The sequence below is a fragment of the Flectobacillus major DSM 103 genome (assembly GCF_000427405.1).
GTDB classification, from domain to species: domain Bacteria; phylum Bacteroidota; class Bacteroidia; order Cytophagales; family Spirosomataceae; genus Flectobacillus; species Flectobacillus major.
On record NZ_KE386491.1, the window covers coordinates 2624956 to 2649505 of the forward strand.

A 24550-nucleotide genomic window follows, 5' to 3' on the forward strand; every position below is an offset into this window, starting at 1 on the left:
AATTTTATATTGTTATTACAAATTCGGCGCCTTCATCTAATTGTAAAGCTTCGAGTTTACCTCCATTACGCTTTATTGACTCTCCAGCTATCGTCAGTCCTAAACCAGTTCCATTAGGTTTTGTACTAAATCCTGGTTCAAAGATAGAATCATTAAGTAAGTCCTTTGCCGGAATACCTAATCCATTATCTTTTACACGTATGTATGTGTGAAAATCGTCTTTATCTATCGTAACTGAAATATGTTTAGTAGGATTTTCAGAGTATTTTAGCCAATAGATACTATTCTCAATAAGATTGGTAAACACAGACATAAAATCGGCTTCCCAACCATTAATTTTATTACTTGCAATTAAATTAAATTCATGTGAAATGCCTGTGGACTTCATTTCTGTTTCAAAAATTGCAAACACATTATTCACTATTTTATTAAAATCTATTTCCTTTTTCACTCCTCTCTTTGTCACAGATATTGGTGCCAGCTTACTAAATAGTGATAACAAAGAAATTGATTGCTCTCTTACAATTTCTGACCTATCGATTACTTTATCTAATTTTTGATTTAGGTCATCGTCTATTTTATCCAGTTTAAGTGTTATGATTTTTTTTATAGATTTCGTCCAAGATTTAATATTTGCAGATTGTTCCCGCAAAGTAGTTAATGGATTACGACCCTCATGAAGGACTACATTAATTATCTTACCTAATGTAGCTTGGACTTGATAGGTTGCAATTGCTTGTTTGTATTCATCTTCTTTTCTTTGAAACGCTTCATTTACTTTAGCAATTTGAGCTTTTTTATTTGATTCAATACTCTCAATCACTCGGTTAACGTCTTTAATTACATTAAGACTTACCTCTGCTTTTTTAAGTTCGTCCTCAACTTTCTTATATACTTTGGTAAAGTCAAATATTTTTTCAGTTAATACTTCCGTGTCAATTACATTTCGAGAACGTAGTCCATTTTTATCTCTAAATCTATTTCGAGCATTCTCTAATTCTACTATCACAGATAGTATAATCGTTTTTAGAGATTCAAATTTTTCATCTTCTTTTAGACCTTCCCTTGTTGCTTTCTCAATTAATCCCGAATTCTCTTCACTCTCTATACCTATCATCCCACTTATCTGAGAGATTCCAAGCTTTTTGGTTGGTGCATTAATTCTTCTGTGATTCAAACCTAGCCAATCAAAAGATTTATTATCACCATATGGACGAATACGAAATCTATTTCGGTATATACTTATACCTTCCGTCTTTTCTAATAGCTTCCTAATTTGATTGTTCTTATAATTACCTAATATTGTAAATTTACTTTTAAGGTTATTTAGACCTTCATCATCCTGGTCAAATACCTTTAAATCAAAGTTTAGCTCGCCACAATAATCAATCTGATTAACTTCATGGATAACCTTTCTCTCCAGTTGTTCTATTTCTCCTAAAGTATTATCATCCTCTTCTAATGTATTTTTTATTTTATAATAAGCTATTACCTTATTACCTTCAAGACAGACGTTACCAGAAATCCTATAATGAAAAATATCCCCAAGAATATCCTTGGAATAATCAACATTATATTCTGACACCTTTTGCCCTCCTATAACAGGTTGAAAATTTTTAAACTCTAGTGAAATATGAAAAATATCATCATCTTCATCCGTAGATAACAAAAATAGTCGTTGAAGAAACTGAACTAAGTTTTCAAACTCTTCATCACTCCACTCTGAACTTCCTGTAATTTCTAAGGATGTTCCTGATTTAAGAATCGTAGGTTGAAAAGATTCAATAAGAATAGGTACCTCATCTAAATATTCATACTTTTGGTTTTGAAATTCATTCCAATCTATAACTACAACAGTACTGATTCCTGTTTCAGAATCCTGAGTTTCCATTAACAAGTCGTTACCCAAAATTGATGCAGCATACCGGCCTATTCCTTTGCGTCCTTGAACTTTTCTACCATTCTTACTTTCTTGTTTTTTTAATTTATTGTCAGTCGAAGGTACTAACCAATGCCCCAAAATAGTTTCACGGCTCATTCCATTACCATTGTCGGTGAGGATTAACTTCAGTCTAGGCTTAATGTCCTTCCAAATCTTTTTAAAATTATAATTTAGAAGTAAAGAATCATCTTCATTATTAACACCTAAAAGTAAATCATATAGCGATTCACTTGAAGTATCCTTTTCTAAAGTATCAAGAATTTCTAACGCTTTAATTTTGTCTAAACTAGGAGCTAATTTCTCAAAAGAAATAATAACTTTTGTAGCATCAGCATCGTATGAGTTTTTAACTAATTCTCCTATTGCCGTCAAGTTATCTTTAATGATACCTTTTCCTATAGTTAAGATGTGTCTGGCTGCAGGTCTTATGAAATGTGCTTGTGAATAGACTAATTTATTTTCCATAACATCTCTTTTATTTTTTTTGCAATAACTTTTGCCATTAATGGAGGTACAGCATTACCAATTTGAGTAAATGCAGAGGAGCGAGAGCCTTCAAAATAGTAATTATCAGGAAAAGATTGGATTCTAGCTGCTTCTCTTACTGTAATCGATCTAGATTGGCATGGATCTGGGTGAATATAATAATGTCCATCAATAGCAATATGAGCCACCATAGTATGTGCATAAGGCATATTCCCTTCTACAACACTAAATCTATTCAGGAACGAACTCTGATTTTTCTGAGTCTTTAACTCCTCTGGTAGCTCGGTGTAATGTAAACGCTTACCTTCATCATACCATTTTGCAATAGTTCTTCTATAGATTTCCTTATCGTTTTCATTAGTAAACCTTGCATTATGCTGAGTCAGCACATCAAAATTAGAGCGTAAAGAAGAATCTATCAAATAGTCACTTGGCGTACCAGCATACTCAAAACTTGTCCAATTTTGATTAGCTTGCAGTTGTGGTAAATCATCCAAAATATCTCTCTTCACTAACCAGTTCGAATTATCTATACTTTCATTCTCAAAAGAAGGGTAATTCAAAGGGAGCTCTGTTTTCCAACCAATGATAATTACTCTGAGTCGTTTTTGTAGAACGCCAAAAAGGGAAGAATCTAAAATTTGAAAGTCAATTGTGTAACCTACCTCTTCAAACTCAGCCTTTATTTTTTCAATAAACTTAATCCCATCCTTATCTTTGGTATTAAGAATACCAGGGACATTTTCAAAAACAAATATCTTTGGCTGGTATTTTAAAATGAACTTTATGTACTGTTTGTACAAAAAACGCCTTGGATCTGCAACTCTTTTATCTTCTTCTCTTACCCTTGCTCTACCAACAACAGAGTACGCTTGACATGGGGGGCCTCCAATGATTACATCCACCTTATCCACATTTATTTGCGTTGTAATTTCCTCAAAAGACTCTTCTGAAATTTCTTTATTTATTACACTTCTTATAAGTTCTTCAGGAATTTTCTGAATAAAGTCTGAATACGTAATCTCTCCCTTCAGATAGGAAAAATATTCTTCCAATCGTTTATTCTCTTTCAAATGGTGATAACCAACTCTTGTCAATATCGTCTTACATGCGTGTGCATCTTTTTCGACATGGGCAATTGGGCTAAACTCTTCAGAAATAAAACCTTCTGAAAGCCCACCTGCACCTGCAAACAAATCTATATACTTAAAACTTTTTTTCATGGATGTATCAATCGATAAATTTCGATGTAGTAATTTTAATGGTCGTAAATGAACAAAAAAAATGCAAATTTTGCATTTTTTTTTACAACTTACTTTACAAATTTCTTATTATTTGGTATTTATTAACCAACATCAATTTAATATTGGCTCTTTTTAGTGTTAATCTTTAGAGTTTAAGTATCCAACCACTTCAAATACCCTCCAAACCACCTGAGGCACTATTGAATTGCCGTAAGCTTTTATGGATTCTTCTCTCCAGTAGTTAAATGTTGATTTTCTGGTTTTTCTTCCTTGTAGAAGGGTCTCTCTGTCCAGTCTGCTGGAAAACCCATCATCTCGGCCACAAACCGGGGATTCAACTGGGAAGGTTGCCCAATGACTTGATAAGCTCTTTTTTGTAGTGAGTCTTGGTTCATTTTTCCAGTGTTCTTGGCAGGGTTGTCCGATGCCGTTGACGTGGGGAGAAATGATACTACTATTTGGGCTAGTGCTTCTTCCAAATTCCCTTTGTTGCGGTTGGCCAACTTCACACTGTTTAAATTGATGTTGGTGGCTTTGTTGGTTCGGGGTGTTGGTAGCATTCCATAAAACATCACGGCATCCAAAATGCTGTTGGGTCTGGCTTCGCCATTCACTCGACTGTTGAGCGATGTTGCTCCAGCTTTCACCAGCTCCAATACTCGTTCGGGGTGATCTCGTTGTACAGCCGTTGGCGTTGGTAATAATCCATTTTCTATCACATCCCTGAGCTTCAGTCCCCACCTGATCCCGTCCTTGTTCTGCCTGAAAAACGTCCCGTTCTCGAATTGTGGATTCTCTACCTTTGCTCCTATCGTTTCGCTGGCCCTTGGCGTGGGCAACAAACCAAACTCGATCGCGGCGGTGCGGAGCGTCGACACCTGCAGCTGGAAGTACGAACGCTTGTACTTCGTAGCCTTCAGCTTCCAACTGAGCATGCACCTCTTCGAATACCAGTCCGTTGTCCCAACTAATGATGCCGCGAACGTTTTCGCCCACAACCCATGTTGGTCTGATTTCATGAATTGCTCTAAGCATGTGTGGCCACAGGTGGCGCTCATCGGCTTTACCCATTCGTTTTCCTGCCACGCTGTAGGGCTGGCAAGGGAATCCACCCGTGAGGATGTCGATTTGTCCTCGGTGTTTGCTAAAATCTGTTTTTGTAATGTCGTCATAAAGAATTGCGTTAGGCCAGTAATATTGTAGCACTTGCTGGCAAAAAGGGTTTATTTCGCAGTGGAATACATTCTCCCAACCCATCTGGTGAGCCACAAGGTCAAACCCACCGATTCCACTAAACAATGAGGCGTGTTTCATTCCTCGCAATTTGAACACGCCCTCAATCATTCTATAGGACATTTTTTTGTACCCGTTAAGCCAATCGCATGGCTAATTCTTTGTCTCGACAATACAGCTCTGTCATACGGCCTACCAATTGCCTACGTTCCATTCGGTTATAAAGCCTGATTCGCTCAAGCCTTCCCAAAGTAGTAGTATAGCTTTCATTGGGTAGGCCAATACAACGTGCTGCGATTTTCCAGGTATAGCCCCAAAAGCTCTTTACCCGATACTCAAGGTAAACAATACTGGCAATACCCTCCTGCGATACGTATCTAATACGCATCCGACTTTTAATTAAGATTTCCATGATTAGTATAATATTGACTTTTAAACGATTTTACGATTGTAGTGATTTTGGCTTGAGGCCCACAATATCCATGATGTCCATTTGGATATTGCCAGCCGAGCGATTCATGCCCAAATAATCACGGATTAACTTTATGGCTGAGGCTGGTACATAACGCTCACCACGTAGCATTTTTCTAATATTGGAATTGTCTGGATTTAGCCCATAGTCTAGCTCTGTCCTGAGTATTTGGTATAGGGCTTTTCGTTGCCGAAGTGGTAATTTTTTGTAGACTCTTATCACTTCAATTGGCATTAGTAAGCGTTGAGTTCTCATTGTTTATTGACGCGGGGGCCGCCCCCCGTTTTGCTAAGTAGTGACCCGTTTTATGAAGTATTGACGCGGGAGGCCGCCCCCCATTTTTATTTCAAAATAAACCGTCTTAAATCCTTATCGTATTTTGCTATCATTTGCCCATTTTGACCAACTTCGTAAATAAAAGCATCGTCGAATGGGTCTTTAAAGCCTCCTACCAGCTTGGCGGCCGATGTAAGGCGCTGAGAGGAGTTTTTACCAAAAACTATAATATCATTCGATGTCTTGAGCGGTAACCAAACACCGTTTGGAAGAATGTATTTAAGTTTCCATTTTACGAGTGGAGCGGTTGTTGTTGCCATGGTTTTGTAAAGTTTGTAGTTGTTAAAAAGGTATTAAATTTCTGTACATATTCGCTAGTGGTGCGTACTGTGAGCTTACGGCTAAAGTACTGGGCCAACTGGGTAATATCCTTGATTTTGTTCTTTTGCCCTTTCGGCACGGTACCAGTGACAGGGAATTGAAGCATTGAAAGCTTAGCACGCTCCAACTCACGCTCAAACTCTAGTTCCTTGAGAGATTTTTGAGCCTTTTTGTCCCATTCCAATACTACCAAAAAGCCTTGTTTCTGAGAATTTCCGTAGCTTTTTTGGAAATAAGCCGTTGGGTGGTACGCTTGGCGGTCTTTACGAGCATCAAAAGCTTGCTTTTTGTCAGCCCAGTATTGCATTCTCAAATTATAGATTTCCCAAAACTCAAAAGTGTTTTCTGACGGTTTTTCGGGTACAAATGACTTAAATACATCCCTGTAAATCACCTTCTTAATGTCTGCTTCGATTGGCGTAAAGTTGCGATTTGGATAGAAAACGTCCTTGACATAGCTCCAGAAACGGCTCACAATTTGAGCTTTCTCAATTTCGGTGATCGCCTTCACTGGAGTTGGCTTGTTTTGGTAGCGCAGTTTATGCAATTTGCCTTGTTTGTATGCCTCAAAACGCTCGTCCGAGCTTATTTCGCTATCCACGGCCCCCGTGGATACGGCCGCCGCCCCTGTGTTTTTCTTGGTAAAATTTTCTTGGTTAGGTTCTTGGTTTATTTCCAAGGTTTGCGCTGTTTCTCGTTTTTCTTGGCAATTTTCTTGGTGTCTTTCGTTGGGTCGATTTTCCACATCTTCAGCTCTATATGAATTATATAAGTTTTCACTAAAAGGGACTAATAAGTCAAGTGAACTTTGCCACACTGGTAGGGGTTCAAAGCTTTTGTAAGCAGATTTTAAAATCGTGGTAGCTTTTTCGCTCCAGCTCTGAATTTTGGGTTTGCTTTCCTCTATTCCTAGCAAAAACCACTGATTGATGGCCACATGGTAGCCGTTAATTTTGCCCTCAGCAAACTCCTCAAGCATAATCACACCGTAATGGCTTAGGCGTGCTAGGTGGTCTTGAACAGCTCGACGGCTACAGCCGCACAAATTGGCCAAATCAGCCCTTGTAATCGTTATCAGAGGCATATTGGTAGCCTCGGCCCACAAGGGGCTGTTCATGCGGTTCCAGAACTCTTTTAGATAAAAATTGGCAATGGTTTTGAACTTGGACAAATGAGGCTCGCGCAACATCGTAGACCGAGTTACCATTTGAGCCTCGTTATGCTCTTTTACAAACGCCAAATAGCGTTCTACTACCTTACCAAATTGATGTTTGAAAGTTTTTTCGATTCTCATAGTTTTGCATGTAACAGCAGCACATTGCTTTGTCATAGCTTTGTGCCACTATTACGCTGTTTCCCGTTGCTTCTGTTGGGGACTCGAACCCCATAGGTATTTAACCCCTTCCAAAACAGATATTTTTAACCGCTATAGGCTATACGCAAAGCCAATACAGTACAGCCCTCCCATTGGGAGGGAGTCTGTCAATCAACATCGGAAGAATAGTATTCGCCCTCAATAAACCCTAATTAACTGTGAATACTGCGGGCCTCGAACCCGCACCCTTCCCCATAGAGTACCGCCAAGAATCTAAAAAGGGAATGCCATACTTTTGACCAAGTATTCGAGAATGAAGCCCTGCAATACAGTGTTCATTACTGCCTCTACCTAATTAACATTTTTTTACCTTTGCACCTGTTGGGCCCATGACCTGTTAGCCCTGCTTGGCTACTAAAGGTTTTGCCACATACGGGGCATTGATGAATAGCCTGTTGGGCAACCGCCACTTGGCGAGTATTGGGCAGTTCCTCTTTCAAAAACTCAAATATATTTACCCCTTTTAGCCTGCAAGTTCGTACCAATCGCTCCATCTGCAAGGACACTTTAGTATAATCTGAATGTTGCAGTATTTGCATATTAAGCCCTTCCTGAAGCAGCTGCCTCAGCTCGGACAATGTAGATAAATTAGTCATTTAGATTTATTATTTCTACTCCATGAAAGCATAGTACCACAAAGCAAAAAGATGAATGCTAGATAGAAAAATTGCATAATGCCAGATATGTTTGACTAGGGTTGGGTATTTGATTATTATCAAAGTCCTCGTGGGTAAACCCCAAGTGTAGCACCATACAAGTACGTATCCACGAGGGTACCTCAAAAAGGTTCAAGGCTTCTATTTCCTTCTTTCTGATTCCGTCCCGTTCTTTTCTCAAAAGGTTATAGAAGGTCATTATCATACCTTCTTTGGCTAATTCAGCTTCAAACAAATGATACTTTTTAGTAGCATTTTCTTTCATAAAGCCGCAATAGCTATTTAGTGAATAAAGGGTGGTTAATGTGGCCATTTAGCTAAATTTTAAACCGTTTGCTAAAAAACATTTGATATTTGTAAAACATTCTGTAATATTTACAGTATATTTTGTTGTTATTGTTACACAATATTATATTAAATAGTTTAATTATTCAACTATTTAGTAAATTTTTTAAACTAAAAAATTAAAATCAATATATAACAACCTAAATATCAGCGTATTATTTTTTTTTACACTATTATAAATAACCTTAGGTAATTAATAATTTGTACCCATTATAAGGTTATTTGAATACAATAAGGTTTTATACAACTATGGCTTTTTTCGACGACTGCGACAAAATATTAAAAATACATTATGAACACTTTTATAATGGACCTTTCGATGAGAATAATGAGCAGATTTGGCCTAAACTGGAACATTTTTACAGGATATGTGAAAAAACACTAGCCATTAAAGACTATGGATACACACAAGCAATTCATCATCAGCTTGTAAATGACGGACATCTGGTTCCTATAGGAAACCTACATGATCTAACTCAAAAAGTTCACCGTATGACACCAAAAGGTTTTGCATTTGTTATAGGTGGTGGATACAAAGAGCAAATAAAAAATGAACAAGAAAAGTTAAAGCTAAACAAAATGAGTGCCACTGGAGCTCAAATGGGTTGGATAATAGCCGCGATTCTTGGAATATTTCAAATGTATCAAGGATACCAGAATAATAACGAATCTACTGAGCTAAAAAAAGAGATTTCACAAATTCAATCACGGCTTGCATCTGATTCACTAGAAAACCAAAAACGTTTATCCCAACCACAAACCCTTGAAAAAAATATCGATAGCGTGGTATTTCCCACCAAGACAAAAAAAGATAGTAAATAAAAAAGCTACGTTTTATTTCTCGTTTCGATGAAGACATTTCGGTTATGTTTGGTTTTAAAATATATGACTGCCGTAATAAATTAGATATTCTTAACATAATTGTTCTATTGTTAATTTAGTATTCTATCACATTCAACTACTTAAATAACTACTTTTGAAAGACTCATTATAAAAGCACTAATTGATATAAAGCTTTAGCAAAAGCAAAACAATAAATATAAAATCTACACCAATGGAAACTCCCAAAATAAACCAGTAAAAGGGAGAATAGGATAATTTAGAATTTTCAAACTCTGATTTCATAATGAGAATTTTAAAGTATTGAGCGTATGCTTCTTTGGTTGGCGTTTTTGATTTGAATTCAAATGTATAGGAATATCATACTGACAACTAGGACAAATTATGACAAATACCATAGCACAAAGATTCGAAAATCTTATTAGTACCTTAGAACTTGATTCTAACTCCTTTGCAAAGAGTATTTATGCAAATCCTATGGAAATAAAAAAGATAATCAATCATAAAGGCAAACCTAGTTTTGACATTCTTACCAATATCTTATCAAAATATCCTAGGGTTAGTGCAGAATGGTTGTTGCGTGGAGAAGGTGATATTTATAGAAATAAAGCTCTTGAGGATTATAAAGGACATTTAGAAGAATTAAGATACACAATAGAAATACAAAAACAATTACTTGATAGTTATGACTTCCCCACCCCAGTGGCATAGTTACTATCTTTTAAATTAGCTTTTGAGATTATTTTAATCTTTACTGTAAGTATTATGGAAACAACAATAAGCCAAAGATTTGAGGCTTTAATAAAAGCCTTAAAAATGAATAACAATTCCTTTGCTAAAAGCATAGGGATAAGTACAACAGCAATAACAAGAGTAACCAATGGCGAAAATGAACCTGGTTTTAAATTATTGACTAGTACTTTAGAAACCTATCCCCAAATAAACCCTAGTTGGTTACTAAGAGGAGAAGGAGATATGTTCAAGGAAACTGAAAAAGTAGCTGTAGAACCAACGCTTTGGCAAACACTAAAAGAAAGCTACGAAAGTCGAATTGAAGAACTTCAACTTTCACTCAGTGATGCGAGGTACACCATTTCGATTCAAAAACAAATGCTGGGAAAGTTTAATCCTGCTCCGATACGACCAAGTGCTGGGAGTAACATTATAATGTTATTTCCAATGTTTGAGGAAAAAAAAATTATGGCTATTAAAGCCTAATTTTTTTGCTCTATTCAGGTGGCACTTTCGGTGGCAGGATGTTAGCTTAATAGCTAATAGGTTGATTTATATGAGACTTTAGGTCAAAAGTGAGAATCCCTCGCTCTCTACCAAAAAGCAAAAAAGCCTGTCCCACAAGACAGGCTTTTTGCTTTTATATCTATTTTTCTCCTTCTAGTTCAATTTGTTATTTTTGGGGATGACACGAGGTTCAGCCCAATAGACAAACAAAAGCCACTCGTTTTCTTGACTAACGAACCATTTGAAAGACTCAAAGCCCATCTGTTCAAAACAAAGCTGCTCAGGAAGTAGCCGACGTTATTATTATTTATTGTCGTACAGGTTTTTACTATCAAGATTAAATATCAAGGCCGCATAAAAAAAGACCATCGTGAAAGGTTTAGATGGAAAAGACTGGAGTAAAGAAGCTCTGAAAGTAGTACTTGGGTCTTAAAACTGATCGTTCGTTGGAGGCTGATGAATGAAGGGTGATTTTGGAGCTGAGAAAGTAAGTATATTTATTGTTGAAGACAAAAGCCCTGGTGGAAGTTTCCACTTTTGGTTGTGGCGAATATCTAAAAGACTCTACATGAAGTCCATTTCAAAGTCAGTTGGTAAATGCAATGCCCTGATTACGCTTGTAGGTCACGTACCGTTTCCCCTATTAAAAGATTAAAGTCCTGCCTTGTTAATCCTGTTTTTTATGCACTACTGCAAAAGCTAAATGCTAAAAGAAAAGCAATTTCCCCTCGACATAAAATTAAATTCAGTCCACTATTTCATCTAATAATTATTATGTAAAACTTGTAAAAATAGGTTTTACACTCTACTAATCAAAGCTATCCAAGTACTGATTATCAGACACTTACCACATAATAAGATTTAAGAACACATCTATATTTAATTAGGTAAATTAATTTCATCTTTTAACCTAAAAAATCTACAAACCAATGATTGCAGCTCCTATTAACACAGAATTTAAGCTACTCGATGATGAAACAGAGGTTATACTGATAGTAAGTATAGGAAATGATCATCCTGCTTCATCCAATGTATCTATCAAGCCTTCACAAGGCATTATCAAACATGATAGCTTTTCTATCAATCTTGGTCACGGAGGAAATCTTCACTTGAAAGAATTGGTAGTGCTTTCGGTAGTTCAAGATAACCCTGAGGAAAATCAAAACATTCTATTTGTAAACTATGACATAAAGCAAGGAGAGAAAATCAAACAATGGGAAAGTGCAGTGCTAAAAGTTGACAATGGAGAAAGAGGTATTTTCAAATTCACTGTTGTTTTTTTCTCTTAAATAATCATCTATATCATGAAAACTTCAACAATATTAACAATATGTCTGCTTTGCTGCTCTAACTTGATTTCAGTAGCACAAAACGATAAAAAAGCTACTACTACTGTAGACATCAATATTTTACAACCGCCTTCATCGCCAGGAGCATCCCTTATTGGAATTTCTCCAAATGATATTGTTAAACCTTCTGACCCAAAGGCATTACTACTTCAAGTTCAAAATCTAGCCAATAATTTCAGTGCTGTTCCTCAAAGTTTTGCTCTTGATTTTGCTCCAAAATGGCTTTTTGGAAAGCAAGACAGTCTTAAAAAATTTGCAACGAAAACGGATTTAAAATCAAATATTATTCAAAGTATGGTTGTTTCTGTTGCTTACAAAAAAGACTCAATAGATAAAGCCCTAGGCTCGAACCTTGGCGTTGGGCTAAAATTTTCTATTTTTAGGGGCAGTCCAAATGTAAGGAAAGTTTACCGCTATTTAGACCTATTAGCAGAGCACTTTTCTAATGAGATAATAGAAACGAAGATTTTAGGGAAAAATAAAGATTACCAAAAATATAAGAAACAATTGGAAAATTTGAAAAATACGAAATTAGACCTTTTATCAAAAAGTATGAGTGTTCCAGAGGAGCTTAACAACGATATTAGCGATCTTGATTATAAAATTCTTAAACTAAAAGAAGACAATGGTATTTATGATGGGGATTCTATTAGTATCTACAAAAGAATGGAGTCAAATTTGAATAACCTAATTTTTGCAAGAGTTGGTTTTAAACTTGATGTCGGGTCCGGAATAGTTTGGGAATACCCAAACTATCAAACAAACACATCGAAAGTATCAAAGGCAGGAGTTTGGGTTGTTTCAGGGTATGAGAATGAAAAAATCTCATTGTTAGGGATAGCCCGATATTTACATAATCCTGAAAAGGCGTTTGCAGATGAAAAAAATGTCATAAAAAAAGAGACATTTGATACTTTTGACTATGGTTTAAGATTTACTTTCACTGATTTTGAAAACAAAATTTCGCTCAGTTCAGAAGCAATACATAGGGCAATTATAGGGAATCAGACACTTCAAAATAGTATTCCAGCATCATGGCGTTTAACACTAAATGCAACATACGAAATAAACAAAACGCTTTCTTTAACCTTTGCTTTTGGTAGAGATTTTGATGGAACAATCTCAAAAGGTGGTAATGTGATTAGCTTTTTAAATTTAGTGTCTTCATTTGGTGGCACCAAGAAGATTTTGTAAATATCTGATTTAACTAATCAAGGTCAAATACCTCCAATTCTTGGCCTTGATTAGTTCTAGCCAAATTAGCAATAATCTGTTTCGATTATTAGTCAAAGTAAGGCCTAAAGGCTCGTTGCCGTTTTACTCTACCAGTACAATAAGGCCATTGAAAATAAATTGTTCAAGAGTTTCATCCATAAAAACTAAAAGCTTATTTTTCTCCATTTCAGTTTGAATTTCAAAATTATTTAGAAACGTTTCTTTTACATCTTTGATTGACATTTTTTCATAAAATGATTCTAAAAAAATCAATTGATTTTCTGAAAGTCCTAAAACTACCTTTTGCTCATTATTGGGTTTTACTTTTATTACGCCATAATAACTAGAAGATGGTATTAAGAGAATTTCATTTAGGGGCTTTCTATTAATCTTCCACCACTCCCATTTAGATTCAAACAAATATACATTATCAGCAATCGCAAACTGTTTTTCTAGCAAATCTGATTCTTTTAAATTAAGTAAATGGTTTGTCAAAGAAAATTGCACAATCTCTTCTATTTTCAAGAAAATCTTGCTGGTATGTTTGGCAATACATTTCCTATTAAATTGTTCAAATTTCAAAGAATTTTTAAGTATTCTTTGGTTTCGATGAGTTTTAAAAAGGCTACATTTCTTTAATATATTCTCAAATTTTTTGAAGAAAGTTTGATTGTAAATGATACTATTTTGCATCAGATGATTATCAAAATAGTTTTCCTCAAGATGCTCTAAAAAAAACAAAGTTTGCGGATAATATCGCATAACTAAAGATTTTTGCATACGATTTTCAAGATTTTCGGGCAGGCAATTGGTTAAGTTAATGTTGGGGAGTACCTCTAACTTATTGACATCATAGTCATTAGTGAGGCAGAGTAACAAAGACAATTTTAGCGGTATTGTTAAGCCTACTGTGTCCAACAAACTTATAATTTTTCGTTCATATTTTACATCTCCAGTTATTTTGTAGAGCTTACCATATAAATAGCATAATTCCTTCATATTATTTATATAATAAGTATCACTTTCTTTCCTTTCAATCTTTGTCAAACATAGCTCTATTTTATGTACTAATTCCTTATTTTGAGTGTCTGAGCTCAAGATATAATTAGTAAGTGAAATACAAATTCCTAAAGAGCCTTCCCAAAAACTTGTGTTTACTTGAGGCTGTTTAAACAAATGAATATGGCCTGCATTAAAGTGTTCAATTAATTTGAAATGTTCTTCTGTTGTAGATATTTTCAACAAATTATCATTCCAACATAGCTCTTTTTTATTCCATTGTCCTTCTAATGAAGCTAATAAAGCCTTCAACATTGTATCGTCTGACATTCGATACATCTTTGATGATAAAAGGTTAAAGGCCCATATTAAGCCTGCATTTCCACTTCCCAAACCTGTTAGAGAACCTTTATTGGCATCTGGATAAAAACTTGTTATACCAGACTTATCGACTATTAGATTCTGAATTACTATATCAAAAGTTGAATAAATAATACCTTCTAATGCTAATTCTGGGCTGAACTTATGCAAATACTGTAATATTAGTAATACTCCTATTCTACCTTTAAGCAGACAGTTAGAGCGTTGAGAATTGGTTATGTAATCTACTACTTTGGATTTCGATATAAAAGTGTTGGCATAATTAAGATACTGCTTATCAAGTAATTCTTCGTAAACTTTTAAATAAGTATAGATTACTCTTCCCCTACCAGTAAACAAACAATAAGTATGGGGTATTTCGGCTTCAATTCGTTGTAGTTTCTCGCACAAGCTTCTTAATTGAACTTCGACATCGCTAGAGTTTTTATGTATTGCTAATAATAGCAAGATATCGTCTGTTATTTCGATATAGTTTTGTTTATTAATATCATTAATCTTTGATCTGTTTTCCTCTAAGTAAATAGGTAGCGTTTGATTAATAACCTCCCAATATTTTTGGTTACGTTCCATAATTTTTTATTATAAATCTCCACTTTGAATTAATGCTAAGATATGATAGTAATAGGTAGGGAATTCTAACAGTAAACGAGATTCAAGCCAGTTTTCTGAATCGGTTTCTTTCTTGTAAGGGCCTATTATATGAATATACGAAGTTCTATATGATACTCCCTGAAAGTCACATAAGTACTTACGATATAAATTTCCGATATTCTGAAAAAGATAAGTAATATTTATTTTTTTTTCCCTAGAAAAACAGGTAAACAAATACTGTTCAAATATAACATTTGACAAGCCAATATTAACCAAAGGTAATTGTTGGATATTTTTATTGATAAAAGTAAAAGCTAATTTGGAATATTCCTCAAAAAACAAAGTGTCATGCCCCCCTATAATACCTGCATTTGAAGAAATTAATGGTTGAGGAAACGTCTTTGATATTGGCTCTGGGAGGTATTCAAAATGTTCTAAAATTTCTGATAATATAACCTTATCGTAGTCAAAATCTATCTCTATATTTTGAGCTACAAGAGGAGCCTCTAAAATAGAAGAGTCAAATTTTTTCCAAATAAAAACGTCACTATCAAAATGCAAAAATGGTTCTTTTTGTAAACCATAACTGTATATTTTCCCTAATGCCCACAAATCTTCATGGTAATTATTAAGACAATCTAATTCTACTTTAACAGAGGAATATGGCAGTTCTAAAATATCAATAAGTACTCTCTTCCCTTTTACGTCGGTTATTAACTCTGTATTTCCAAAATATTTATTCAATAACAAACAGCTTAATGCCCAACTCATATAATAATACTTACGATGTCGCCAGCCACCCATTTTTCGTCCTTCCCAGCTACTCAGTTCTTTCGTATAAAAAGGTTTTGTCCAATAACTTTGTATAATTTTCATGGGAATTAAATTTCATTCTTTTCAATCAACTCTAAAATATTGTAATAAAAATCTGGATATTCAAACAACAGTCGATTGGCTAAGTTCTCGCAAGCAACAAACTTCTTTTTAGCATTTCCTACTGCATGAACATAATGTCTACGATTCGGAATAGAAGCAAATTGAGTTATTTTATCGTAAGAAGATGTCATTGAATCGAATAAAAAAGAAACTTTTTTATTCATAGCTCTTGCCAAACACGAAAATAAATATTGCTCATAGATAAGCACAGTACTACCTAAATTAACTTTATTATAATAAGCCTTATTTTTTTCTAAAAAATCGAAAGCCTCAAAAGCAAACTCTTTCAAAAAGCTTATATCACTACCTCCAAAAACCCCAGCATTACACGAATGGATGATTGGTTGTCGTTGATAGTCACTTGTCATGTAGGTTGGTATATATTCAAAATTTGATATAATATCATTCCAAACGGTTGTATAATATTCAAAGCCAATATCTTCATTTTGAGCTATTAAAGGCTTGTTATTAATGTCATCTAATGTTTTCCAAATATATACATCACCGTCAACATGAAGAAATGGCTCATTTTGTAATGTATAACTATGCAGTTTTGAAATTGCCCATAAATCTGGGTGATAATTATTATAAATATCTAACTCAACCCTAATACTATCATAAGGAAGATTGAGTTTATCGATAAATAATTTTTTGCCTTCCTTATCAGTAACTAACTCTATAAAGCCGTAATGTTTTTTAAATTGAAGACAACTTAATGCCCAACTCATGTAATTATATTTTTTGTCTAACCAACCGCCCATTTTTCTATCTTCAAAGCGTTCAATACTCTTATCCAAACTTGGTTTAGACCAAAAACTGTGAATAATTTTCATTTTTATAGCAGGTTCATTGGGTGATCACATTGTAACACTTAGTTATTATTTTAGCCCACTTAATAGATTAATAATTTCTTCTCTTTTACGGGTTGAAACGGGGATTTCTTTGGTATACCCTGTTAATTTATGTTTAAGTATAATTGAACAATTTTCTTTTTTAAAGAGGGTAACAAAATTAATATTCACAATGAATGACTGATGAACTCTTAAAAAAGTCGTTTCTGGCAAGAGCATTTCATATTCTTTAAGAGGTTTTGACACAATAGGTTTACTTCCGTCATTTAAAAAAAAAGTAGTGTAACCCCCATCTGCCTCACAATACATGATTTCTTCCAACCATAATATATGTAATCCTTCCCTTGTATTAATAGTTATTCTTTGGGGCTTATGCTGCAAATGTTCTGCTGCTACCCGATACTGCTCTTTAGACACCAGTTTTTGTCTAACTTTATCAATAGCCAAATGGAAATCATCTTCGCCAATTGGTTTTAATAAATAATCCAATACTCCTACTTTCAATGCCTTCAGTGCATATTGGTCATAAGCTGTAATAAAAATAACTTTAAAAGAAAAATCTGGAAAATCAGCTAACAAATCGAAGCCCGTTTTATCACCCAATCTTATATCTAACAAAAGCAAATCAACCTGATTTTTTTTTAGCATTACTTTAGCATCAGGAACATTTTCGCATTCTCCTATTAGTAAAATATCTGTTCGCTCGGCGAGATAAGTCTTAGTTATGATACGTATTGACTCTTCATCGTCAACAATTAACACACGGAGAGGTTTATGAGTCATGTAAAGGAATGGTTATAGCGACATAAAAGCCTAAATTGGGACTTTCTCTTTTAGTAATATTCAAAGAGGAAGGCACACCTGTTTCTTTTGATAATAATTTTAATCTTTCTTTAACAATTTCGGTAGAATGAGAAAACTTTGTAGTTTGTTTGGTTGATTGCTCACCTCGTCCATTATCATCAATCGTACAAATAAGTTGAGCCCCTTGCTTTTGAAAACTTACTTTTAAAAAGCCTTTATATTTAATACTTGAAAAACCATGTTCAAGGGAGTTTTCAATAAAGGGTTGAATTAGCATAGGAGGAATAGATACCAATGATTTCTTCAACTCTGGAGGGTACTCGATTGTATAATCGAATTTATCTGTATACCTAATTTTTTGAAGGGATAGATAATGTTCTAAAATGGACAATTCATCTTCAATATTAATAGACTTTTGCCTCGAATTTTCTAAAATTAATCTTGTTAAATCAGCGTATTTTGTCAGATAACGATTAGCTATTTTAGTATTTCCCAAAAGAATCTCCTTTTGTATTGCACTCAAGGCATTAAACATAAAGTGAGGATTCATTTGTGAAAGCAATAATCGTTGTTCTAATTCAAGATGTTCTTTTTCTGATTTTAATTTTCTTCTTTTTACCAACAGAGACAATAATAATACCCCACTTATTCCCAACAATATCACAACCCCTAAAATAATGTATTGCTGTTCTACAATTTTATTTTTGAATGTTAGCTGTGTTTGTAATTTATTTATTGCATTCTGTTTTTTTTCTACATTATACTTCCCTTCCAACTCTCTTACCTTTAAATCATGTTCTTTCGTTTGTCTCTTATAAAGAAAATCAACAGCATTTTTATTATAGAAATAAGCTAGCTTGTATAATTTTTTTCTTAGATAGCTCTTTTCCAAACCAAGAGAATACCCATATCGAATATCATCCCATTCTATATCATCAATTTTATTTTTTCGACAAATAGCTTCACTACGCTTTAAATAAGAAATTGCTTTATCTATTTTATTAAGACTTATATATGTTTCGCCAATATTGCTATATAATCTAGCTTTCTCAAGGTTATTGAGCATTTTTTGGGTTGCTAAATACCGACCATCAAGTTGAAAATAGTATAAAGCACTATCTGCTTTTTTCATCTCTGTGAATACTCCTGCAATAGCAATGTATGAAATATGAATTCTTTCTGCTACACCGCTTTTTTGGGCAAAATAAAGTGCTTTTTGAGCATTACTAAGGGCTTGAGGATATTTTTTTTGGTTAATGTAACAAAGTGCTAAATAATAATGCGATACACTCAATGTACTATAATTATCTTTTTTTGAGTACAAAATACATTTGAAATAATAACTAAGTGCATTATTGAAGTTTTGCATCTCAAAATTTATCATTCCCATTATCGAATAAATATTAGCAAGATGCCCTGTGTTTGTAGCATCTTCTATGGCTTTTGCTTTCAAAATACATTTGTATGCTTCATCCAATTTGTCCTTATAAATGTACAAATAGCTTTGGGCTATCAAAATCTTGACTTTTATTTCTTGGTTTTTTACAGTATTAGCCCACAACTGACTTTTTGTTATTTCTTGTTCTGCTCTTTCGTCGTGTTTTTGACTAAAATAATTTGAATACAGATAATGGAAATATGCTTTTTCTGTCGGTGAAAAATTTTCATAACAACATTTTTCCATAGAATCTAATTGAGATTTAACCTTACTGAGTTTTGCCTCTTTAAGCGAAGATTCGATAAAAATAAGTCTCGAATAAGATTCTGTTTCTACTTTGTCGTCATTTATTTTTTTACAAGAACCTACTAAAAACAAAAAAATTAAAAAGGCAAATATTTTCATTGTGTGTGTTTTTGAGTACCAGCTACAAATCTAATGACTTAGACCAATTATAAAAATCAAACCATTAAAGATATTTTTTCAAAGAAAAATCCTATTCGCAGATAATTGATATGAACATACACTTATACAGTATAAGCGTGCAAATAATAATTAGACTTGTACTATCTATTTCTTTTTACATACTTTTAGTGCATCAAATTAATAGTTATATCCCATTAATTCTCCCTTTAATACATTTTAATTATTTAAACAACCAATAACATGAAAAAGAAAATTGCAAGCAAATTAACATTAGGTAAACGCTCGGTAGCGACCTTATCTGAAGAAACAATGGCAAGTTTGGAAGGAGGATACACACGATTATCTGTCGACTGGACTTGTTTTAGTGCGAACTGTGGTGATGGCGGCGGCGGCGGCGGCGGTGGTGGTTTTACTACATGCACTGGTTCAGGAAGTCCTAGTTGTAGATAACCATAACAAAAAAGGTGTTAAAAGGTATTAAAAGACTTTTAATACCTTTTACGCTAACAGCGTATAGATATGTTAAAGATAGGTTTGTAAAGAATATCCTAATTTTATTAACTCAAATAAATATTTGATAAATCTATTAGTAGCATCATTAACCGAACACTCAGGCTAACTATCTAATTTTCAAATAAATAACCTTTAAATAAAAAGCTGAAAATATTTCTATTTTAGAAATCCACAAAAGTTATGATAAACAAGTTTAAAGAAATATATGATTTTTTAAATACCAATTGGAATAACAGCCTGGAGATTTCACTTTTTAGCGGAGACCTTTCTACCATATTATTTAACTTACATAGCTTTGAATCTTTTAACGAACCTGTCTCTATTGATAGTGTAATTAATAAATTAGAATATAAATTAGAAAATATTGTAATAGAAGATGTCGAACCTACTTATGGTACAGGAATAGCTGGGTTTGGGATCCTGATTGAATATATTGAGCAAAAGGGTTGGGTAGAAATAGATACAAACGAAGTATTGGGAGAGATAGATGAATATCTCTATGAAAAGATGATGAGTAACATGAAAATAGGAAATTATGATTTCCTTCATGGTGCAGTCGGAATAGGAAATTATTTTCTTTATAGACTAAAAAAAAAAGGAAACATAAAGAACTATATAGAAAGCCTGATTTTGGCACTGGACTTTCAGGCAGATAAAAAAGATAAAAACTTCTTAAAATGGAATTATTTTCAGAATGATAGTAATGTACTACATAAAAAAGTTTTTAACCTAGGTTTAGCACACGGAATTCCAAGTATTCTTGTTTTTTTGATTAAAGCACACAAGGCAAATATCTTACCTCAAAAAACTTTAAGCATGATTCAAGAAACAGTTAATTATATTCAAAAAACTAAAAGAACGGAAGTTTCAATAACAGATGGTTCTTTCTACCCTCAAATACTAAGTGATAATTATCAAGACTACTCCACTACACGGTTAGCATGGTGCTATGGCGATTTAGGCGTTTGCTGTGCTTTGTGGCAAGCCGCCGAAGTATTAAATGATACTCTACTAAAAAAAGATATTATAAATGTATTACTTTCTGCCAGTCAAAGGAGAAGTATTGAACAAACGAAAATTGCTGATGCGGGTATTTGTCATGGTGCTGCCGGTGCTGCCCATATCTTTCAACGGTTTTACGATTGGACAGGAGAGCTAGCTTTCAAAGAAACAGCAGAGTATTGGTATAATATTACCCTAAATATGGCAACTTTTGAAGATGGATTTGCAGGTTATAAGGTACACATACCTACTAAAAGTGGAGGCGATAAACCTCTAACAAGCTTTTTAGAAGGGATTTCGGGTATTGGTCTTGTTTTATTATATCGAATCTCGGGCTTAGACCCCTCTTGGGAAGAATTGTTATTCATTCGTTAATCCTTAAACTCTAAACAGTTGAATTACTCATTTTTCAATCAATTTATTGTTAGAACACCTCTTTATTCTATCGAAAAGTTGCAGGCTGTCCTCTCTCAAAATAGTTTAGAGACATCTATGAATGCCCTTTTCCATTTCTTTCAAGAACCAATCAACCAAGAGGCTCTTTTTCTTGCTTCTCCCGCTTTGCATGATCGTTTATTAGATTATTATAAAGGAAAAGTTACTGAACCATCCAAAATATACGCACTCGCCTATTCTTTAATGAAATATTTCCAACGAATGACTACCCGATGTACTCCTTTTGGGTTATTTGCTGGCATTGGTGTTGGGAATATAGCAGCAAAAACAGATATAAAAATTACTACTACGATTGCACAAAACCGCCATACAAGACTTGACATGAATTATTTGTGTGCTTTGGCTACCGCTATTGTACAGATTGATGTTATTCAGGAAGAACTCAAGTTTTATATAAATAATAGTATTTATTTAATAGGTGAAGAAGTTAGATATGTAGAATATCATTATCATAACACACGCCGAATTCATCAAATTTCTTCGGTAGATTTTTCAGAATATTTACAGAAAATATTTGACGTAGCTAAATCTGGAGCTACTAAACAGCAATTATCTAATGCTATTATTGATGATGACATTTCTCAAGAAGAAGCAGATTCTTTTGTTAACGAAATTATTACGAGTCAGTTATTAGTCAGTCAGCTAGAACCCTCTGTATGTGGAGAAGAATTTATTTTCCAACTTATCAACACCTTGAAGGAATTGCCTCCTCATAAATCTTTTAGCATTAATGAACAAGTGATGACAATTGGCTCGTTAGTACAATTGCTCGTTTCTATTCAAGAAAAACTTGATGAATTGGATAAGTCTGAGTACAATGACGTTCAGTTATACTTAGATCTTGCCGAGAACTTAAAACATTTAGGAATTGACATAGAATTAGGCAAATTGTTTCAAACTGATTTTGTACGAAAGGCTGATAAGTGTACATTGGATAAACCCATATTGGCAGATATAATATCAACGGCTCGTTTTCTTAACAAAATAAGTATTAAACATGGAGAGACTAAGCTAGAAAAATTTGCAAAAGCATTTTATGAAAGATATGAAGATGCCGAAATCCCGCTTTTGTATGCACTTGATGTAGAAACAGGTATTGGATATATACAACCAAATGACAATCAGAGCAATAACACCATTACTTGGAGTAAGATAGACGAAATTTTGTTAGATAAAATACTTCAGTCAAAAGTGTCTAATGCGTTTGAAATTACCTTGACAGATGAAGACTTTAAAGATTTTAAGGAAAATTGGGACGACCAACAAGACACCATCGGGTTTATGGTTGAGCTATTGAAAGATAGTAATGGTCAAATTAAAACTGTCATGTCTAATGGCGGTGGGTCAAGTGCAGGGAATATCTTAGGAAGGTTTTGTCACGCAAGTCAAGACATTGACACATTAGTCAGAAATATTATTACTAAAGAAGATGAATTAAAACCGTCAGGTACTATTTTGGCAGAAATCGTTCATTTGCCAGAGTCCAGAACAGGGAATATCTTAATGCGTCCAACAATTAGAAATTATGAAATTCCTTACTTAGCACAGGCTTCTGTTTCAGATGAATTTCAGATAAGCCCTGATGATTTATATATTTCGGTCAGAGGGTCTAGCGTATTTTTAAGGTCTAAAAAGTTAAACAAAATAGTTATTCCTAGACTTACAAATGCTCATAATTTTGGATATAATTCATTGCCAATGTACAACTTTCTTTGTGATTTGCAAACTCAACATAGTAGAGGAGGTGTAAGTTTTAACTGGGGAGCTTTAGAGAATAACTATCGATTTTTACCAAGAGTAAATTATAAGCAAGCTATTATTTCTCCTGCCAAGTGGATACTTCGCAAAAATACGTTTGAACATTTGCTTAAAATTGAGGATAATGAACAGTTGATGAAAGAAGTACATAACTGGAAGAGCGAATGGAACATGCCCAATATTATTCAATTAGTCGATTTTGATAATGAATTATTAGTTGATTTACTAAACATTTTGAGTATAAAAACATTCCTAAATACTATAAAAAAGCGTGATTTTATTCAACTTACAGAGTTTCTCTTCCATAAAGATAATTGCCTAACAACCGACAACGACAATAACCATTACGTCAATCAGTTTGTCTTTGCGTTTTATCGAAATGAAAAGTTGCCTAAAAATGAATCCATTTATAAGTTACCCCAGATTACCAATAATATCCTAGTAAAACGTTCTTTTACCACTGGCGATGATTGGCTATATTTTAAAATTTATTGTGGTGTCAAAACTGCCGATCAAATTTTAAAATATGGTTTAACAGATGCCTTAAAACAATTACAAGAAAACGGATTAATAGAGAAATGGTTCTTTATTCGTTATGCAGACCCCAAAAATCATCTACGTGTTCGTTTTGATGTGACAAATACATCCAAAATTTCTGAGATTATAAAAATTTTAAACAATAATCTTTCCTATTTTTTAGAAAATAAACTTATTTGGAAAACTCAAACAGACACATACAATCGTGAGTTGGAACGGTATGGGGCATCTTCTATTGAATTTTCAGAAAGTCTGTTTCAATTAAGTAGTGTACAAATATTGCAGCTTCTGGAAATACTCAACGGTGAAGATGAAGTCAGAGATAATGAAATTCGTTGGTTTTTTGGGCTAAAAACAATTGATATGCTCTTAGATAGTTTTAAATTAGATCTTTATGCTAAAAAAGATTTGTTAGAAAGTCTGTCAGAAGGTTTTGGGAGAGAATTCAACATGAATATCGAACTAAAAAAACAAATTGGAGACAGGTTTAGAAAAGAACGAAATACGATGGCTAATTGCTTGAAAAATGAAGATAGGTTGGCCGATGACTTCAAAACTGCCTTCAATATTTTACATCAATCTAAAATTCAATGCGATTCTATTAGTCAATCAGTTTTAAAATTACATGCAAAAAATCATCTTGGACAATCATTAAAACAACTGTTGGGGAGCTACATTCATATGATAATGAATCGTCTTTTCATTTCTAACCAACGGCATAATGAAATGATTCAATACCATTTGCTTTGGCATTTTTATCGATCTGAAATTGCCCAGATAAAAAAACTTGATTAAAAAAAAATAA

Annotated in this window: 22 protein-coding genes; 8 read left to right on the forward strand and 14 right to left on the reverse strand. The window is 33.8% G+C overall.

The window, feature by feature from the left end:
• Positions 1-4 precede the first annotated feature (4 nt).
• From FLEMA_RS69005 to FLEMA_RS0118210, 9 genes are all read right to left on the reverse strand, one after another.
• On the reverse strand, positions 5-2407 hold the full coding sequence (locus FLEMA_RS69005) for a sensor histidine kinase (protein WP_044171679.1): 2403 nt from the start codon (positions 2405-2407) through the stop codon (positions 5-7).
• The gene (locus tag FLEMA_RS0118150) at positions 2392-3651 is read right to left on the reverse strand and encodes a DNA cytosine methyltransferase (protein WP_026995843.1); all 1260 of its coding nucleotides are present in this window, start codon (positions 3649-3651) and stop codon (positions 2392-2394) included. Before FLEMA_RS0118150 ends, FLEMA_RS69005 begins: the two co-directional genes overlap by 16 nt.
• A gap of 159 nt (positions 3652-3810) precedes the next feature.
• Entirely contained in the window at positions 3811-5028 is a 1218-nt protein-coding gene (locus FLEMA_RS77125; RefSeq protein ID WP_026995844.1) for a DNA cytosine methyltransferase, read from the reverse strand.
• A gap of 13 nt (positions 5029-5041) precedes the next feature.
• A complete protein-coding gene (locus tag FLEMA_RS0118165) occupies positions 5042-5317 on the reverse strand; it encodes a hypothetical protein (protein ID WP_026995845.1) in 276 nt (91 codons plus the stop codon).
• Between the two features lie 30 nt (positions 5318-5347).
• Positions 5348-5632 (reverse strand): hypothetical protein, encoded by a 285-nt coding sequence (locus FLEMA_RS69010; RefSeq protein ID WP_044171685.1) that lies wholly within the window; start codon positions 5630-5632, stop codon positions 5348-5350.
• 86 nt (positions 5633-5718) lie between these two features.
• Entirely contained in the window at positions 5719-5973 is a 255-nt protein-coding gene (locus FLEMA_RS69015) for a hypothetical protein (RefSeq protein ID WP_044171687.1), read from the reverse strand.
• Positions 5946-7328, reverse strand: coding sequence for a helix-turn-helix domain-containing protein (locus tag FLEMA_RS0118190; RefSeq protein WP_044171689.1), 1383 nt, complete (start codon positions 7326-7328; stop codon positions 5946-5948). The genes FLEMA_RS69015 and FLEMA_RS0118190 overlap by 28 nt, the downstream gene beginning before the upstream one ends.
• Positions 7329-7696: 368 nt before the next feature.
• Positions 7697-8005 carry a C2H2-type zinc finger protein gene (locus FLEMA_RS0118205; RefSeq protein ID WP_026995848.1) on the reverse strand — a complete coding sequence of 103 codons (309 nt, stop codon included), beginning with the start codon at positions 8003-8005 and terminating at the stop codon, positions 7697-7699.
• A 58-nt stretch (positions 8006-8063) separates the two neighbouring features.
• Positions 8064-8378 (reverse strand): hypothetical protein, encoded by a 315-nt coding sequence (locus tag FLEMA_RS0118210; protein ID WP_026995849.1) that lies wholly within the window; start codon positions 8376-8378, stop codon positions 8064-8066.
• A 281-nt stretch (positions 8379-8659) separates the two neighbouring features.
• Here FLEMA_RS0118210 and FLEMA_RS69020 point away from each other — a divergent pair, with 281 nt between their 5' ends.
• The 5 genes from FLEMA_RS69020 to FLEMA_RS69045 all read left to right on the forward strand — a co-directional run bounded on the left by FLEMA_RS69020 (position 8660) and on the right by FLEMA_RS69045 (position 13032).
• The gene (locus FLEMA_RS69020; protein ID WP_044171691.1) at positions 8660-9232 is read left to right on the forward strand and encodes a hypothetical protein; all 573 of its coding nucleotides are present in this window, start codon (positions 8660-8662) and stop codon (positions 9230-9232) included.
• Between the two features lie 402 nt (positions 9233-9634).
• Positions 9635-9961 carry a hypothetical protein gene (locus FLEMA_RS69025; protein WP_044171693.1) on the forward strand — a complete coding sequence of 109 codons (327 nt, stop codon included), beginning with the start codon at positions 9635-9637 and terminating at the stop codon, positions 9959-9961.
• Between the two features lie 54 nt (positions 9962-10015).
• Complete coding sequence (locus FLEMA_RS76130; RefSeq protein ID WP_052354089.1) at positions 10016-10468, forward strand: transcriptional regulator; 453 nt, start codon at positions 10016-10018, stop codon at positions 10466-10468.
• Positions 10469-11418: 950 nt separating this feature from the next.
• Positions 11419-11778 (forward strand): hypothetical protein, encoded by a 360-nt coding sequence (locus tag FLEMA_RS69040; RefSeq protein ID WP_044171697.1) that lies wholly within the window; start codon positions 11419-11421, stop codon positions 11776-11778.
• Positions 11779-11793: 15 nt separating this feature from the next.
• Positions 11794-13032, forward strand: coding sequence for a hypothetical protein (locus FLEMA_RS69045; RefSeq protein ID WP_144080098.1), 1239 nt, complete (start codon positions 11794-11796; stop codon positions 13030-13032).
• Between the two features lie 123 nt (positions 13033-13155).
• Here FLEMA_RS69045 and FLEMA_RS0118330 read toward each other — a convergent pair whose 3' ends face one another.
• The 5 genes from FLEMA_RS0118330 to FLEMA_RS0118360 are packed head-to-tail and all read right to left on the reverse strand — an operon-like array spanning position 13156 to position 19458.
• Entirely contained in the window at positions 13156-15003 is a 1848-nt protein-coding gene (locus tag FLEMA_RS0118330; RefSeq protein ID WP_044171701.1) for a glycoside hydrolase family protein, read from the reverse strand.
• Between the two features lie 9 nt (positions 15004-15012).
• Positions 15013-15900 (reverse strand): DUF6734 family protein, encoded by an 888-nt coding sequence (locus FLEMA_RS0118340; RefSeq protein ID WP_044171703.1) that lies wholly within the window; start codon positions 15898-15900, stop codon positions 15013-15015.
• Positions 15901-15905: 5 nt separating this feature from the next.
• On the reverse strand, positions 15906-16793 hold the full coding sequence (locus FLEMA_RS0118350; RefSeq protein WP_026995855.1) for a DUF6734 family protein: 888 nt from the start codon (positions 16791-16793) through the stop codon (positions 15906-15908).
• Positions 16794-16838: 45 nt separating this feature from the next.
• The gene (locus tag FLEMA_RS0118355; protein ID WP_026997755.1) at positions 16839-17594 is read right to left on the reverse strand and encodes a LytR/AlgR family response regulator transcription factor; all 756 of its coding nucleotides are present in this window, start codon (positions 17592-17594) and stop codon (positions 16839-16841) included.
• The gene (locus FLEMA_RS0118360; protein WP_044171705.1) at positions 17584-19458 is read right to left on the reverse strand and encodes a tetratricopeptide repeat-containing sensor histidine kinase; all 1875 of its coding nucleotides are present in this window, start codon (positions 19456-19458) and stop codon (positions 17584-17586) included. Before FLEMA_RS0118360 ends, FLEMA_RS0118355 begins: the two co-directional genes overlap by 11 nt.
• A gap of 261 nt (positions 19459-19719) precedes the next feature.
• On the opposite strand from FLEMA_RS0118360, the gene FLEMA_RS69050 reads away from it, so the two are divergent.
• The 3 genes from FLEMA_RS69050 (at position 19720) to FLEMA_RS69060 (ending at position 24540) form a co-directional block, all read left to right on the forward strand.
• Positions 19720-19929, forward strand: a complete 210-nt coding sequence (locus tag FLEMA_RS69050; protein ID WP_044171707.1) for a class I lanthipeptide — start codon at positions 19720-19722, stop codon at positions 19927-19929.
• 243 nt (positions 19930-20172) lie between these two features.
• On the forward strand, positions 20173-21369 hold the full coding sequence (locus FLEMA_RS69055) for a lanthionine synthetase C family protein (RefSeq protein WP_044171709.1): 1197 nt from the start codon (positions 20173-20175) through the stop codon (positions 21367-21369).
• A gap of 18 nt (positions 21370-21387) precedes the next feature.
• Entirely contained in the window at positions 21388-24540 is a 3153-nt protein-coding gene (locus FLEMA_RS69060) for a lantibiotic dehydratase (protein ID WP_144080099.1), read from the forward strand.
• The last annotated feature ends 10 nt before the right edge of the window (positions 24541-24550 follow it).

Excerpts from the sequence above, each read along its gene's own strand:
- FLEMA_RS69005 (WP_044171679.1), bottom strand. The coding sequence starts at position 2,407 with ATGGAAAATAAATTAGTCTATTCACAAGCACATTTCATAAGACCTGCA.
- FLEMA_RS0118150 (WP_026995843.1), bottom strand. The coding sequence starts at position 3,651 with ATGAAAAAAAGTTTTAAGTATATAGATTTGTTTGCAGGTGCAGGTGGG.
- FLEMA_RS77125 (WP_026995844.1), bottom strand. The coding sequence starts at position 5,028 with ATGTCCTATAGAATGATTGAGGGCGTGTTCAAATTGCGAGGAATGAAA.
- FLEMA_RS0118165 (WP_026995845.1), bottom strand. The coding sequence starts at position 5,317 with ATGGAAATCTTAATTAAAAGTCGGATGCGTATTAGATACGTATCGCAG.
- FLEMA_RS69010 (WP_044171685.1), bottom strand. The coding sequence starts at position 5,632 with ATGAGAACTCAACGCTTACTAATGCCAATTGAAGTGATAAGAGTCTAC.
- FLEMA_RS69015 (WP_044171687.1), bottom strand. The coding sequence starts at position 5,973 with ATGGCAACAACAACCGCTCCACTCGTAAAATGGAAACTTAAATACATT.
- FLEMA_RS0118190 (WP_044171689.1), bottom strand. The coding sequence starts at position 7,328 with ATGAGAATCGAAAAAACTTTCAAACATCAATTTGGTAAGGTAGTAGAA.
- FLEMA_RS0118205 (WP_026995848.1), bottom strand. The coding sequence starts at position 8,005 with ATGACTAATTTATCTACATTGTCCGAGCTGAGGCAGCTGCTTCAGGAA.
- FLEMA_RS0118210 (WP_026995849.1), bottom strand. The coding sequence starts at position 8,378 with ATGGCCACATTAACCACCCTTTATTCACTAAATAGCTATTGCGGCTTT.
- FLEMA_RS69020 (WP_044171691.1), top strand. The coding sequence starts at position 8,660 with ATGGCTTTTTTCGACGACTGCGACAAAATATTAAAAATACATTATGAA.
- FLEMA_RS69025 (WP_044171693.1), top strand. The coding sequence starts at position 9,635 with ATGACAAATACCATAGCACAAAGATTCGAAAATCTTATTAGTACCTTA.
- FLEMA_RS76130 (WP_052354089.1), top strand. The coding sequence starts at position 10,016 with ATGGAAACAACAATAAGCCAAAGATTTGAGGCTTTAATAAAAGCCTTA.
- FLEMA_RS69040 (WP_044171697.1), top strand. The coding sequence starts at position 11,419 with ATGATTGCAGCTCCTATTAACACAGAATTTAAGCTACTCGATGATGAA.
- FLEMA_RS69045 (WP_144080098.1), top strand. The coding sequence starts at position 11,794 with ATGAAAACTTCAACAATATTAACAATATGTCTGCTTTGCTGCTCTAAC.
- FLEMA_RS0118330 (WP_044171701.1), bottom strand. The coding sequence starts at position 15,003 with ATGGAACGTAACCAAAAATATTGGGAGGTTATTAATCAAACGCTACCT.
- FLEMA_RS0118340 (WP_044171703.1), bottom strand. The coding sequence starts at position 15,900 with ATGAAAATTATACAAAGTTATTGGACAAAACCTTTTTATACGAAAGAA.
- FLEMA_RS0118350 (WP_026995855.1), bottom strand. The coding sequence starts at position 16,793 with ATGAAAATTATTCACAGTTTTTGGTCTAAACCAAGTTTGGATAAGAGT.
- FLEMA_RS0118355 (WP_026997755.1), bottom strand. The coding sequence starts at position 17,594 with ATGACTCATAAACCTCTCCGTGTGTTAATTGTTGACGATGAAGAGTCA.
- FLEMA_RS0118360 (WP_044171705.1), bottom strand. The coding sequence starts at position 19,458 with ATGAAAATATTTGCCTTTTTAATTTTTTTGTTTTTAGTAGGTTCTTGT.
- FLEMA_RS69050 (WP_044171707.1), top strand. The coding sequence starts at position 19,720 with ATGAAAAAGAAAATTGCAAGCAAATTAACATTAGGTAAACGCTCGGTA.
- FLEMA_RS69055 (WP_044171709.1), top strand. The coding sequence starts at position 20,173 with ATGATAAACAAGTTTAAAGAAATATATGATTTTTTAAATACCAATTGG.